The 13,300-nt window shown below is 68.5% G+C and carries 11 protein-coding genes; 7 read left to right on the top strand and 4 right to left on the bottom strand.

The features are described from left to right. Positions 1-395: 395 nt before the first annotated feature. Complete coding sequence (locus ACQPYM_RS36695; RefSeq protein ID WP_433010162.1) at positions 396-725, top strand: VOC family protein; 330 nt, start codon at positions 396-398, stop codon at positions 723-725. 167 nt (positions 726-892) lie between these two features. Next, positions 893-3,553 (top strand): ATP-dependent RNA helicase, encoded by a 2,661-nt coding sequence (locus ACQPYM_RS36690; protein ID WP_433010159.1) that lies wholly within the window; start codon positions 893-895, stop codon positions 3,551-3,553. Here ACQPYM_RS36690 and ACQPYM_RS36685 read toward each other — a convergent pair. Continuing rightward, positions 3,537-4,577, bottom strand: a complete 1,041-nt coding sequence (locus ACQPYM_RS36685; RefSeq protein WP_433010156.1) for an alpha-hydroxy acid oxidase — start codon at positions 4,575-4,577, stop codon at positions 3,537-3,539. The two genes, ACQPYM_RS36690 and ACQPYM_RS36685, sit on opposite strands and share 17 nt — an antisense overlap. A gap of 223 nt (positions 4,578-4,800) precedes the next feature. Between ACQPYM_RS36685 and ACQPYM_RS36680 the strand changes: the two genes are divergently transcribed. Beyond that, positions 4,801-5,925 (top strand): hypothetical protein, encoded by a 1,125-nt coding sequence (locus ACQPYM_RS36680; RefSeq protein ID WP_433010153.1) that lies wholly within the window; start codon positions 4,801-4,803, stop codon positions 5,923-5,925. On the opposite strand, the gene ACQPYM_RS36675 is transcribed toward ACQPYM_RS36680, so the two are convergent. The 3 genes from ACQPYM_RS36675 to ACQPYM_RS36665 form a co-directional block, all read right to left on the bottom strand. Next, positions 5,918-6,547, bottom strand: a complete 630-nt coding sequence (locus ACQPYM_RS36675; protein ID WP_433010150.1) for a bifunctional 4-hydroxy-2-oxoglutarate aldolase/2-dehydro-3-deoxy-phosphogluconate aldolase — start codon at positions 6,545-6,547, stop codon at positions 5,918-5,920. The genes ACQPYM_RS36680 and ACQPYM_RS36675 overlap by 8 nt on opposite strands. Next, on the bottom strand, positions 6,544-8,160 hold the full coding sequence (locus tag ACQPYM_RS36670) for an N-acyl-D-amino-acid deacylase family protein (RefSeq protein ID WP_433010147.1): 1,617 nt from the start codon (positions 8,158-8,160) through the stop codon (positions 6,544-6,546). The genes ACQPYM_RS36675 and ACQPYM_RS36670 overlap by 4 nt, the downstream gene beginning before the upstream one ends. A 61-nt stretch (positions 8,161-8,221) precedes the next feature. Then, positions 8,222-9,529 carry an amino acid deaminase gene (locus ACQPYM_RS36665; protein WP_433010145.1) on the bottom strand — a complete coding sequence of 436 codons (1,308 nt, stop codon included), beginning with the start codon at positions 9,527-9,529 and terminating at the stop codon, positions 8,222-8,224. A gap of 216 nt (positions 9,530-9,745) precedes the next feature. Here ACQPYM_RS36665 and ACQPYM_RS36660 point away from each other — a divergent pair, with 216 nt between their 5' ends. From ACQPYM_RS36660 to ACQPYM_RS36645, 4 genes are read left to right on the top strand one after another with little or no spacing between them, the layout of a single operon-like run. Then, positions 9,746-10,753 (top strand): sugar kinase, encoded by a 1,008-nt coding sequence (locus ACQPYM_RS36660; RefSeq protein ID WP_433010142.1) that lies wholly within the window; start codon positions 9,746-9,748, stop codon positions 10,751-10,753. Continuing rightward, positions 10,750-11,487 (top strand): IclR family transcriptional regulator, encoded by a 738-nt coding sequence (locus ACQPYM_RS36655; protein WP_433010139.1) that lies wholly within the window; start codon positions 10,750-10,752, stop codon positions 11,485-11,487. The genes ACQPYM_RS36660 and ACQPYM_RS36655 overlap by 4 nt, the downstream gene beginning before the upstream one ends. Before the next feature lie 16 nt (positions 11,488-11,503). Continuing rightward, positions 11,504-11,908 carry a RidA family protein gene (locus ACQPYM_RS36650; protein WP_433010137.1) on the top strand — a complete coding sequence of 135 codons (405 nt, stop codon included), beginning with the start codon at positions 11,504-11,506 and terminating at the stop codon, positions 11,906-11,908. A gap of 51 nt (positions 11,909-11,959) precedes the next feature. Next, positions 11,960-13,138 (top strand): MFS transporter, encoded by a 1,179-nt coding sequence (locus tag ACQPYM_RS36645; RefSeq protein ID WP_433010135.1) that lies wholly within the window; start codon positions 11,960-11,962, stop codon positions 13,136-13,138. Positions 13,139-13,300: the final 162 nt, after the last annotated feature.

Below are 13,300 nucleotides of genomic sequence, written 5' to 3'. Positions count from 1 at the left end.
TTGGGTGAAGGTTTCGAGGGCCACTTCGCATGGCGCAGCGGGTTGCCCGACGCCTCCGAACCATCGCAGCGCCAAGGCTGTGGCGCCCGCGGACGCCAGGACGTCTGCCCGGCCCACATCGAGTCGGCCGCTGGACCCGGCCAAGACCAGTACGCCGGTACCTGCACCGTCCCGAGGGCGAGACCAGTGAAGGTCAGCGTCAGCGATCACAGCGCACCAGCCATGACCGAGACATTAACAATCCAAGGCCAGGCTGGGCTTAACTCCCGAGGGCTCAGCAATTTTGGAGAAGGAGGGGTGGGGTTCGAGTGGGTACGGTGGGCGGGCCGCCCGGTCGGGTTCGAGGTCAGGGAGGAATTGTTGTGATTACTCATGTTGCTGCCGCGGTGATGTATGTGGCGGATCAGGAAGCGTCGCGGGCGTTTTACGTCGGCAAGCTGGGGTTTTCGGTGGTTCGGGACGAGGAGATGTGGCCGGGGGCCCGGTGGTTGGAGATTGCTCCGCCGGAGGGGCAGACGTCGATTGTGTTGTCTGCGGCGGAGGCTTTCGGTAAGAAGCCGGGGGAGGGGGCGTATCTCACCTTCGCCTGTGACGACATCGCGGCGACTGTGGAGCAGTTGCGCGCTGCCGGGGCCGAGGTCACCGATCCGGTGGAGGAGCCGTGGGGTACTTACATCAAAGTGTTGGATCCTGACGGCAACGAGGTCCAGATTCATCGGAAGTGACCCTCATCCGAGGAGGCGGTGTGCCGAAGGGCAGGAGGTAGTGGTCTCCTGGGTAGTGCGCTCAGGCGTGGGCTGACCGGCGCGTACGGTGTTACGGCAGTGCACTACCTGTCGTTCGGCACACTTCCAGGAATCCGTCGGTGCATCGATCGGTTAGCGTCAGGTTCGTGTTGCTTCCCGAACTGTCGGTGCCCGGTGCGAATCTGCCTGTTCGGGAAGCTTTGCCCGCTACTGTCGAGGCGGTCCGGTCGGGCGGTACGGCGATCCTCGTTGCGCCGCCTGGATCGGGTAAGACCTCGCTTCTGCCGCTCGCTCTGGCCGACGCACTCGACGGGACGGTCATCGTTGCTGAGCCTCGGCGGATGGCGACTCGCGCCGCGGCCAGCCGGCTAGCGACCCTGGTCGGTGAGCCGCTCGGTCGGCGGATCGGCTACGCGATGCGTGGCGAGCGTAGTGGTGGGAAGAACCTCCGGGTTGAGGTGGTGACGACAGGCCTGCTCGTACGACGTCTGCAGCAGAATCCCGAGCTCCCCGGCATCGCCGCGGTCGTGATCGATGAATGTCATGAGCGTCATCTGGATGCCGATCTTCTCCTCGCTTTCTGCGTCGACGTCCGTGCGAACCTGCGCGACGACCTGGCCATCGTCGCGACGTCAGCAACACCGGACACCGAGAAGCTGAGCCGGGCCCTCGCCGCTGACAGCCCGGCGCCTGTCATCACCGCGTCGGCCGTGAGGTTCGACGTCGCGATCGAGTGGGCGCCGCCGCCGGTACCGGTGCCGTTGCTTCCCGGTGGCCGGGTCGATCCGCGGCTGCTGGATCACGTTGCCGCGGTGGTCCGGCGGGCACTGGCCGAGAACGACGGTGACATCCTCGTCTTCGTCCCGGGCGAGGCCGAGATCAACGGGGTGACTCGTCGGTTGGCTGGGGAGAATGTGCTGCCGTTGTTCGGGCGGCAGTCGCGGGCGGAGCAGGATCGGGCGTTGGCGCCTGGTGCTGAGCGGCGCATTGTGGTGACCACCTCCGTCGCGGAGAGCTCGCTGACTGTGCCCGGGGTGAGGGTTGTGGTCGACTCCGGGCTGGCTCGCGAGCCGCGGACCGATCAGTCCCGCGGTCTTGGTGCGTTGGTCAGTTGCCGGGTCTCGAAGTCGTCGGCCGATCAGCGGGCCGGTCGGGCGGGACGGGAGGCGCCTGGTCGGGTCTATCGGTGCTGGTCTGCTACTGATCACGCGCATCTCGACGATCACCCGGCGCCGGAGATCGCTACCGCCGACCTTGCTTCTTTCGCGCTCGATCTTGCTGCCTGGGGTGCGCCTGGTGGTGATGGTCTTGCCTTGCTGGAGGCGCCGCCGATGGTGGCGATGACTGCGGCGACCGAGCTCCTCCGCCGGCTCGACGCGATCGACGACGGCGGCCGGATCACCGCGCGAGGGCGGCGGATGGCGGCGGTCGGTGCGCATCCGCGGCTGGCTCGCGCGCTGCTGGACGGGACGCCGTGGGTCGGTGCCGAGCGAACCCGCGAGATCGTCGCGATGCTCTCGGACGACTCCACCCGCGACGGCGACGACCTCCCGGCGCGCTGGCGGGCCCTCCGCCGAGGCGACGACCGCGCAGCCACCAGCCGCTGGCGAGAGGAAACGAAACGCCTCGCCCGAGGGGCTGAGCAGCAGCCGGAGAACTCCGCGCCCACCCCGGGCGACGGAGTACCAGCGACCCGGAGTGGCCGGGCGCCGGGCGACGGAGTGCCAGCCAGCCGGAGTGGGCCCACCCCGGGCGGCGTAGTACCGGCCACCCGGGGTGGGCAGGCGGCGGGTGGCGGAGCACCAGGCAGGGCTGCCGACAGAGCAGTTCCTGATGATTTGGCGGTTGGGATTGTGGTGGGGTTGGCTTATCCGGATCGGATTGCGCGGGCTCGTGGTGTCGACTCGGCGACGTACCAGATGTCCGGTGGTACCGGGGCGGCGCTGGATCCACACTCCCCGTTGCGGAACCTGCAGTGGCTGGCGATCGCGGTTGCCGATCGGGCGCCGGGTCGCGCCGATGCCCGGATTCGGTCCGCCGCGCCCATCGACGAGGCGACAGCGAGGGCAGTCGCTGGTGAGCTCGTTTCGTCCACCGATCAGATCCGGTGGGAAGACGGGCGGATCGTGACTCGCCGGGTCGAGGCGTTCGGTGCGATCGTGCTGAACGACGTACCGCTGGCCAAGCCCGATCCGCTGCTTGTGCAGGCCGCCGTACGCGATGGGCTGCGTCGCGAAGGCCTCGCCGTACTGCGCTGGTCAGACGCCGCCCTCGCCCTGCGGACCCGGCTCGCGTTCTGCCATGCGCACCTCGGCGCACCCTGGCCGGCAGTGGACGATGCCGCCTTGCTCACAAATCTTGACGACTGGCTCGGGGCGGAGCTAACAACGATCCGTGGCGCTCGCGATCTCACCCGCATCGACGTGGTGTCCGCCCTGCGGCGGCTGCTGCCGTGGCCCGCTGCCACCCGGTTCGACGAGCTTGCACCGGAGCTGCTCCCGGTGCCGTCCGGCTCCCGAATACGACTCCTGTACGACGGGGCCGAGCCGCCGGTGCTGGCCGTGAAGTTGCAGGAGGTGTTCGGCTGGACCACGACCCCGATGGTCGCCGACGGCCGCGTACCGGTGGTGCTGCAACTGCTGTCGCCCGCGAGGCGCCCGGTCGCGATCACCAGCGACCTGGCGTCGTTCTGGGTGCAGGGCTATCCGCAGGTCCGCGCCGAGCTGCGGGCCCGCTACCCACGCCACCCCTGGCCGGAAGACCCCCTGACCGCCGCCCCGACCAAACGAGTCAAACCCCGCCAGTAATCAGGAGATCAGGGGTCAGGTCCGCCACCCGACGGGTGCCGATCAGGCGGAGCGCGTGGTCGAGTTCGTCGCCCAGGTCGGTGAGGAGGCGGGTCACGCCGGGGGAGCCTTCGACGGTGAGGGCCCACAAGGCCGGGCGGCCGACGAAGACCGCTCGGGCGCCGAGGGCGAGCGCGGCCAGTACGTGTTCGCCGCGACGGATTCCGCCGTCGACGTAGATCTCGGTCGTGGTGCCGGCGAGGGCAGCGGCTACCTCGGGGACGGCTCGGGCGGTTGGGATCGACCCGTCGAGCTGGCGGCCGCCGTGGTTGGAGACGATCACGCCGGCGGCGCCCGCATCGGAGCAACGCTTGGCGTCGTCGCCGCGTAGTACGCCCTTCACCAGAACCGGCAGGCCGGTGCGCTCGGCCAGCCAGCCGATCACGTCCGGGGTGAGGTCGTCGGCCTTGCCCAGCTCGTCCTCACCGTACTCACCCTCCTCGAGGTTGGCGAGGATCTGCCCGGGTGGCACCACCTCCCAGACCGACGGCCCGTCATCCTCCTTGCGACCCACGACCGGCGTGTCAGCAGTCAGTACTACGGCCCGCGCGCCGGCCGCGACCGCCGCGTCCAGCATCCGCAGGGTGATGTCGCGGTTCTTCACCACGTAGATCTGCAACCACCAGGGCGTACCGACCGCGCCGATCGCGGCGAACGTAGTACCGGCGTTGCTGGAGACTCCGACCACTGAGTTCGCTGCTCCGACACCAGCGGCCATCGCCACCTCACCGTCGGGGTCGGCCTGCCGTTGCATGGTTGTCGGCGCGACCAGCACCGGGAGGTCGACCGGCGTACCGAGGACAGTTGTTGTGAGGTCGACCGTCGAAACATCGGTCAGCACGTGCGGGCGGAAGCGGTAGGCGTTCCACGCGGCCGTGGCCTCCGCGACGCTGATCCCGCCGGACGAGCCCTGGCGGAAGTACCGGTGCACGGCCTCCGGCAACTTGTCGGCAGCGGCCGCTTCCAACCCGTCGATCCATCGCATGTCCGCGATCCTTCCATCCCGCGCATCCTGGGGAAAAGCGCGGGCAGCCGGCCGGATCGCGCGGTATCGTGGACGACGTGAAGCATTCTGGGCAGCGATTTCCGCGCCCCGGCCGGCACAGTGGTGCCGACGGGGTGAGCTGCTGCTGCGCTCTCTCCTGAGGTGACCGTGGCCGGTCGGGGTGTCTGTTCCCCGGACCCGCTGCTCACAGGAGAGATAACCCATGGCTGTACTCACCGCTGAAGAACTGCATGCCGCCCTGGCCCTTCGCGATCTCACTGATCCCGCGCAAGGCCCTCACGCGATCCAGCTGATCGTCGACCAGGTCCGTACTGCGCTCGGCAACGCCTGGCCGTACACGGAGATCTGGACCCGTCGAGATCACCCGGTCGTTTCGCTGGCCGACAACTACGACAATCTCGGGTACGCCGCCGGCGCGGTCACCCGCGAAGAGCGCTACACCCGCTACGCGTCAGCGGGCGAGGTACTGCGCAGCCACACCTCCGCGATGATCCCGCCCGCGTTGCGTGAACTCGCCGGCTCCGACGCATCAGACGTCCTGATGGTCTGCGCCGGTATCTGCTACCGCCGCGACTCCGTCGACTGGCAACACACCGGTACGCCGCATCAGCTGGACCTGTGGCGCATCAGTCGCAATGTCACCTTGGGCGAACGCGATTTCGAGGACATGATCGACCGGCTGGTCGCCGCGGTCCTCCCGGGCCAGACGTATCGGACCGTGCCCGCCGTCCACCCGTACACGATCCACGGCCGCCAGATCGACGTCCTGCTCGACGACCAGTGGATCGAGATCGGCGAAGGTGGAGTCGCCGCCCCCGCCGTACTGCGCAAAGCCGGGCTGGACGAGAGCTGGACCGGACTCGCGATGGGCCCCGGCCTCGACCGCCTTCTCATGCTCCGCAAGGGAATCCGCGACATTCGGTTGCTCCGGTCAACCGATCCGCGAGTGGCCGGGCAGATGCTGGACCTGTCGCCGTACAAGCCGGTCTCGCCGATGCCCGCAGTACGACGGGACCTGTCGATCGTGGTCGGCCCCGACGCCGACTTGTCCGACGAGGTTCTAGGCGACCGAGTCCGCCAAGCCCTCGGCGCTGACGCGGACGCCGCGGAATCAGTCGAGCTACTCAGCGAAACCCCGTACGACGCCCTGCCCGACGCGGCCCGTACCCGCCTACAACTCCAACCAGGCCAGCGAAACGCCCTGATCAAACTCATCCTGAGACCCCTCGACCACACCCTGACGGACGCAGAGGCAAACCACCTCCGCAACCAGATCTACAAAGCCCTCCACGAAGGCCCCGTCCTGGAACTGATCGGCGTTAACTGAGGGCGGCGCGGAAGGCCTTGGCGTTGGTGGTGATCTTGGACCAGTTAGCGGTGGTGATGTCGGTGGGGGAGACGACGTCTGTGCCGGCGCTGACTGCCAAGGCGCCGGCTTCGAGGAACTGGCGGGCGTTGGTGGCGTTGACTCCGCCGGAGGGGACGAGGGGGACTCCTGGGAAGGGGCCGTTGAGGTCTTTGAGGTATTTCGGGCCTAGGTGGTGGGCTGGGAAGATCTTGACGGCGTCGGCGCCTAGGGCCAGGGCTGTCATTACTTCTGACGGGGTGAAGGAGCCTAGGATTACGGGGATTCCGGCGTCGTGGGCCGCCGCTACGATTGCGGCGGCTTCGGGGCCTTGGCCGGGGGTTACCAGGAACGCGGCGCCAGCGTCGACCGCGGAGCGTGCCTGGGCAGCTGTCTGGACGGTGCCTGCGCCGACGACGGCGCCCGTGTCGCCGGTGGCGGCGCGTTCTAGGTGCCGGGGGAGGTCCGGGGTGGTGAACGTCAGCTCGATGACATGGATGCCGCCGGCAACGAGTGCGGTGCACAGGTCGCGGGCGTCGTCGAGCGCGGGGGCCCGGACTACGCTCAGCACCCGGTCGGTGCGGAGCAGCTCCAGCGTGGTCATTTGCGTTCCTTCCTGAAACTGCGGCGGAGGGCGCGGCCGGGCAGCGCGTCGGTGCGGTGCCCGTTCTCGATGACGGGAACGCCGCCGACCAGCACCCAGGGGATGCCTTCGGCCTGCTGGCGCGGGTTGTCGAAGGTGGCGGTGTCCCGTACTCCGGCGGGGTCGAAGAGCACCAGGTCCGCGTGGTACCCCTCGCGCACCAGCCCGCGATCGGCCAGCCTCAGCCGTCGCGCCGGCCGGCCGGTCAGGTGATGGATGCAGTCGGCGAGCTCGAGCACCCCGAGTTCGCGGACGTAGTACCCGAGGTATCGCGGGAACGTCCCCCACGCTCGCGGATGCGGCTTGCCGCCGACCAGGATCGCGTCCGAACCGCCCGTGTGAGTCGGGTGGCGCATGATCGCCCGCACGTTCTCCTCGTGCCCGACGTGCTGCAGGATCGTGGTCGCGAGGTTGTCCCGGATCAGCAGGTCGAAGAACACCTCGGCCGGTGTCCGGCCGCTGTCGGCGGCGAGCTCGGCGACGGTGTGGCCGACCGCGCCGCTGAGCGCCTCGTTCTTCACTCCGCCGATCTCGATGGTGTTCCAGTCCGTGACGCAGCCGTGGCACCCGTCGGTGCCGACCTGCTCCAGCTCGAAGGTGATCCGCTCGCGAACGGCCGGATCGGTCAACCGGGCCAGCAGCGCGTCCGCGCCGTCTTCTGTGCTCCAGCTCGGCAGTATCGCCGACAGAGTAGTTGCCCCAGGCAAGTAGGGGTAGGTGTCGGTGGTGATGTCGACGCCGTCCGCGAGCGCCTTGTCGATCATCGCCAGCAGGTCGACGCCGCGGCCTTTGTTCGGTTCGAAGTTCATCGTCGCGTGGGTCAGGTGCAGCGCGCAGCCGGACTGCCGCGCCACCTCGATCATCTCGCCGTACGCCGCCAAAGCGCCCTTCCCGTACGAGCGGTGATGCGGACTGTAGTACCCGTTGTACTGCGCGACGACCTTGCAGAGCTCGACCAGTTCGGCGGTGTCGGCGAACATGCCGGGCGGGTAGGAGAGCCCGCTGCTCATCCCGACCGCACCCTGCCCGAGCCCTTCGCCGAGCAGCCGTTTCATCTCCGCAAGCTCGGCGGCGGTCGCCGGGCGGTTCTCGGTACCGACCACCATCATCCGGAGCGTGCCCTGCGGGACCAGGTACGCCGCGTTGCAGGCGACCCCTCGGTCCAGCCGGTCGAGATAGCCGGCGACCGTCGACCAGGAGAAGTCGAAGTCGTCGGGCTCCCCGTTCCAGCCCGCAATCTGGCGACGCAACGCGTTCCGGGTCGCCTTGTCGATCGGCGCGAACGACAGCCCGTCCTGGCCGAGCACCTCCAGCGTGACGCCCTGGCTGACCTTGGCCGTGTGATCCGGGTTCGCCAGGATCTGCAGATCCGAGTGCGCGTGCATGTCGATGAAGCCGGGTGCTACCACCAGCCCGGTGGCGTCGATCTTCCGGTCGGCGCGCAACACGTCGCTCCCGGGCAAGTAGTTGCCGACGGCTACGATTCGGCCGCGGTCGACGACGACGTCGGCCTGGACGCCCGGCGACCCGGTGCCGTCGATGACGGTGCCACCGCTGATCAGCAGCTCGGTCATCGCCGGCCCACCCGCGCGGCGGCCGTCATCAAGGCCATCACCAAGGCCGTCACCAACGCCATCAGAAGAACGTGCGAATCAGGTCGACGACGACCGGGTCAGCGGCCTCCGGGTCGTCGATCACCGGGATGAGCCCCCACTTGTCGAACGCAGTACAGGGATGGGACAGTCCGACCCGCAGTTCGTCGCCGACCATCAATGGGGCTTCGCCGTCGGGGGAGAAGCGCAGGAAGCCGTGCTGGTCGTTCATTTTCGTCACGGTCATCCCCTCGACCTTGCGCACGCCTTCGCCGGTGGAGCGCGGCCGGAGTAGCTGCGGCTCGGGCAGGCTTTCGTCGTACGGCAGGTCTCGCTTGCCCGCGTCGAAGATCGCCAGACCCGCTTCAGGTTGCGAAGTGATCCGGACCCAGCCGTGGATGGCCGACACCAGCCGGTCGCCGTCAGTCCGAGGTGTTGAGCCCAGGGGCGAGTGCTGCCGGTAGTAGCCGTCGTCATGCGCAATGTAGGCGCCGGACCGCAGTACGACCCGGGCGCCCTCGCTGGCGAGTGGAGCCAGTACCTGCGCCACCTGCTCGAAGTACGCGCTACCGCCCGCACTGACCACCGGTACTACGTCAGCCTCGTACTGCAAGCCTCTGTGCACAGCAGCAAGCTCACGGACGTAGGAGCGGACATGCTCCAGCCCGGCCTCGTCAGCGCCGTGTGCGATCGCCCCTTCGTAACCAGCAACGCCAGCAAGCCGCAGTGTCGGTGCAGCGTCGATCGCGGCACCTACAGCCAGCGCAGTCTCCGTGTCACGAGCGCCGGTCCGCCCGTCGGCTCCACCGACCTCCACCAGTACGTCGAGCCGTCGCGCGCCGGCGTCGACGTACGCCGACCGCGCAGCCTCCAGCAACTCGACTGTGCGGACAGAGTCGGCCCAGACCAGCACCTCGAAGGACGGGTCGGCTGCGAGTTCGTCCGCGATCCACCGCAGCTGCAGCGGGGAGATCACCGCGTTGGCGATCATCACGCGGCTGACCCCGTACTCCCGGGCGACTCCCAGCTGGAAGGCGTTGGCCAGAGTGATCGCCCAGGCGCCTGCGTCCAGCTGCTGCGCCCAGAGGGCAGGAGCCATGGTGGTCTTGCCGTGGGGCGCCAGCTCGACGCCGTGGGCCGCGCACCAGCGGGCGAGTGTTGCAACGTTGTGCTGCAGGCCTGGTGCGGACAGGGTGAGCAGGGGAGTCGGCAGGTCGGACAGTCGCGGCTTGTCGGCCAGTACGTCGGCGACGGTCCGGCCCCAGAACGCCGGCGGCAACGCCTTGTCCTGCCAGCCCACTGGCTGGTCAGCGAGAGCTGCGACGGCGGCGGCATCGTACGAAGCTGACATGACATCCCTGGGTCGATTGCGTAATGTGCAACGCGCGTTGCGCATCCTGACGTATCGGTTGTAGCATCGCGCCGGAACTCCCGTCAACGACAGCCGTACCCAGCCCAACTCCCCGGCCAGCCCGACCGGCCGACCCAGGCCGACCCGCCGGCTCGTCATGACGGCCCGACCCGCCCAGCCCGCACTACCAGCCAGCCTGCCTGAGAGGACCTATCGATGACCGACCCGGTACCTCGGGCGCTCTGCCTCGGCGAGGCGATGATCATGCTCGCCGCCGCAACCGGTGCTCCGCTGGAGGACGTCGAGACGTTCCGCCGTTCGGTCGGCGGTGCCGAGTGCAACGTGGCCGGCGGGTTGGCTGCGCTCGGAGTCTCGACAGGCTGGCTCTCGCGTCTGGGCACGGACGGGTTCGGCAGGCACGTGCTCCAGGATCTGCAGAGCCGTGGGGTCGACGTGGGTGGAGTCGAGGACGACCCGACCCGGCCGACCGGGCTCTACGTGAAGCACAGCTTCAACGGGCGGACGCAGATGCACTACTACCGCTCTGGGTCGGCCGCTGCCGCTATGGACCCCGCCTTCCTGGACAGGCCCGCAGTACGGGACCGGTTGGCCGGTGCGGAGCTCGTGCACACCACGGGGATCACTGCAGCCATCTCCGGGACTGCTGCTGAGATGTTGGAGCGGCTGGCGACCCTGCGGGACACGTTGGGCTTCACCTTGAGCGTCGACCTCAACTGGCGACCTGCTCTCTGGCGTGATGCCGACCCGGCCCCACTGTGGCGACTGCTGCGCGCGGCTGACGTCGTACTGATCGGTGCGGATGAGGCCGTGGTGTTCGCTGGCACCAGTGACCCTGATGAGCTGCGGGAACTGCTTGGGCCGCGCTCGACGATCGTGCTGAAGTCGGATGCTCACGTAGCGCTCGCGCTGGAGCCGGACAGACGTAGTACTGAGGTGCCGGCGCTCACTGTCGACGTAGTAGAGCCTGTTGGCGCTGGAGACGCCTTTGCTGCCGGATACTTGGCCGGGACGTTGCAGGGCTTGCCGATGGAGCAGCGGCTGCGGCTGGGACATCTGAGTGCTGCGGCTGTGCTGGCTGTCCCGGAAGACCATGCGCCGCCTCCTGGCGCCGCGACGCGGCAGGCGTTGCTTACCTGCTCCGAAGCGGAATGGGCTGTCGCACACGTCGGCCCTGCTGGCGTCCGGTTAGGAGGTGTGGTGTGAGTCAGAGCCTGGCGCGAGCCCTGCAGATCCTGGTCAGTCTGGGGGAGGGTGACCGCTCGCTCGACCAGCTGGCGACCGAGCTCGACGTCCACAAGACCACAGTGCTGCGCCTGCTGCGGACCATGGAGGCCGAACGCTTCGTGCGACGCGACGAGGCGCACCGCTACATGTTGGGCTCCCGCCTGTTCTCGCTGGCGGACGCATCGCGCGAGCAGCACGTAGTACGGGCTGTTGCTGCTCCGCATCTGCGACAGCTCAACCAGCGGACCGGTCAGACGGTGCACCTCGCGGCGTACGAGAATGGGCAGGTCATCTACATCGACAAGCTCGACAGTGTGCAGTCGGTGCGGATGTACAGCCAGATCGGCGTACCGGCCGCGTTGCACTGCACGGCTGTCGGCAAAGTACTGCTGGCGGCTCAGCCGAAGCGGCAGCGGGAAGGCCTGCTGAACACCATCGACTACCACCGGTTCACGCCCAACACGATCACCGGACCGGACGACCTGCGCGACGAGCTCGACCTGGTCCGGTCGCAGGGCTGGGCCCACGACCGGGCCGAGCACGAGTCGTTCATCAACTGCATCGGGGCGCCGATCGTCGAGCGCTCCGGTCGCGTGGTGGGCGCCGTCTCGATCTCGGTGCCGGACGTGCTGCTCAACTACGAGCAGGTGCTGGAACTGCTGCCCGACCTGCTCGCCACCACCGCCGCCATCGGCGCCGACCACAACAACTGATCGAGAGGAACCACGGATGTCCGACAAGACCGCCGTCTCCACCCCCGAGGCCCCCGCGCCGCTGCCCATCTTCTCCCAGGGCGTCCGCAAAGGCAACGTCCTGCAGGTGTCCGGCCAGGGCTCGGTCGACCCGGACAGTGGCGCGTTCGTCTTCGAGGGCGACGTGAAGGCACAGACCACCCGGGTGCTGCAGAACATCGAGGCGATCCTGAAAGCCGGCGGTGGCAGCCTCGACGACGTGGTGATGTTCCGCGTCTACCTGACCGTCCGCGACAACTTCACCGCGATGAACGAGGCCTACGCCGAGTTCGTCACCACCCGCACCCCGAGCGGCGTCCTCCCCGCCCGCACCACCGTCTTCACCGGCCTCCCCCTGGAACAAATGCTGGTAGAAATCGACGCCCTCGCCGTCCTGTCCTGATCTCTGGGACCGGCGTCCCATGAAGTAGTTGAGAATGGGATTATGGGCTGGATGACCGAGTCCTTCAGTTGGTGGCGGATCGGGCCCTCGGTTTATCTGCCGGCGTTGTTGTACGGGATCGGCCAGGGGGCGATTGCTCCTGTGGTGGCGTTGTCGGCGCGGGATCTCGGGGCGTCGATCGCGGTGGCGAGTTTGGTGGTTGCCGCTGCTGGGGTCGGGCAGGTGATCGGGGATATCCCGGCTGGGACGTTGACCGCTCGGATCGGCGAGCGGCGGGCGATGTTGCTGGCCACCGGGCTGGTGTCGGTTGCGCTGGCCGCGTGTCTGCTGGTGCCGAATGTGTGGGGTCTCGCCCTGGCCATCGCGGCGACCGGGCTGGCCGCCTCGGTCTGGGGGCTGGCGCGGCAGGCGTATCTCAGCGAAGCCGTCCCGCTGCGGATGCGGGCGCGCGCTCTCTCCACGCTCGGCGGGATCCAGCGGATCGGTTCGTTCATCGGCCCGTTCCTCGGCGCGTTCGCGATGAAGTTCCTCGGCACGGACGGCGCGTACTGGATCCACCTCGGAGCCGCCGCACTCGTCTGCGTGCTCCTGCTGAGCCTGCCCGACATCGAGTCCGTACGCCGCAATCGCGCGACCAACCCAGTCGTCCTGCAGTCCACCCGCGCCGTCCTCCGCGAGCACTTCCCCGTACTGCGAACGCTCGGCGTCGGCGCCCTTCTGGTCGGAGCGGTCCGGGCTTCGCGGCAAGTGGTGATCCCGCTCTGGGCCGAGCATCTCGGGCTCGACGCCCAGACCACGAGTCTGATCTTCGGCCTCTCGGGTGCCGTCGACATGTTGCTCTTCTATCCGGCCGGTTCGGTGATGGACCGGTTCGGGCGCAAGTGGGTCGCCGTGCCGTCGATGCTGGTGCTCGGACTGGCGCATCTGCTGCTGCCGCTGACGCACTCGGCCTTCACGCTGACCGCGGTCGCCCTGGTGATGGGAGTCGGCAACGGACTGGGCGCCGGCATCCTCATGACGCTCGGCGCCGACGCGGCACCCCCGGGTGGCCGGGCACAGTTCCTGGGTGCCTTCCGATTGTTCGCCGACACCGGCAGCGGGGCCGGCCCGTTCCTGATCGCCGGGGTGACAGCCTTGGCCGGCCTCGCCCCCGCAGTACTGGTCATGGGCCTCACCGGTTGGGCCGCCGCGGTGGCCATGAGCAGGTGGATTCCAGCCCGGCCGCGGTAACCGATTTGGTGCCCGCGTCACCGGCGGTTACTCTTGAGGCTGCCGAAGACCGCTGGTCGTTGCTCCCGGAGCAACTGAAGGTCCCACAAGTTCGTGGGCGGCCCGCGCAGGTGACAAGTAAGTGAGACTGGTTTGTTCACGCCCTTGCGCCTGCGCAGGGGC

Source organism: Kribbella sp. CA-294648 (genome assembly GCF_050943845.1).
In the GTDB taxonomy this organism is placed as follows: Bacteria; Actinomycetota; Actinomycetes; order Propionibacteriales; family Kribbellaceae; genus Kribbella.
The sequence above is the reverse complement of the archived record's forward strand: the minus strand, read 5'-3'. Positions and strand labels throughout refer to the sequence as shown.

Coding starts and splice junctions, on each gene's coding strand:
- ACQPYM_RS36650 (WP_433010137.1), top strand. CDS start 11,504: ATGTCCGACAAGACCGCCGTCTCCACCCCCGAGGCCCCCGCGCCGCTG.
- ACQPYM_RS36660 (WP_433010142.1), top strand. CDS start 9,746: ATGACCGACCCGGTACCTCGGGCGCTCTGCCTCGGCGAGGCGATGATC.
- ACQPYM_RS36685 (WP_433010156.1), bottom strand. CDS start 4,577: ATGCGATGGATCGACGGGTTGGAAGCGGCCGCTGCCGACAAGTTGCCG.
- ACQPYM_RS36665 (WP_433010145.1), bottom strand. CDS start 9,529: ATGTCAGCTTCGTACGATGCCGCCGCCGTCGCAGCTCTCGCTGACCAG.
- ACQPYM_RS36675 (WP_433010150.1), bottom strand. CDS start 6,547: ATGACCACGCTGGAGCTGCTCCGCACCGACCGGGTGCTGAGCGTAGTC.
- ACQPYM_RS36670 (WP_433010147.1), bottom strand. CDS start 8,160: ATGACCGAGCTGCTGATCAGCGGTGGCACCGTCATCGACGGCACCGGG.
- ACQPYM_RS36680 (WP_433010153.1), top strand. CDS start 4,801: ATGGCTGTACTCACCGCTGAAGAACTGCATGCCGCCCTGGCCCTTCGC.
- ACQPYM_RS36645 (WP_433010135.1), top strand. CDS start 11,960: ATGACCGAGTCCTTCAGTTGGTGGCGGATCGGGCCCTCGGTTTATCTG.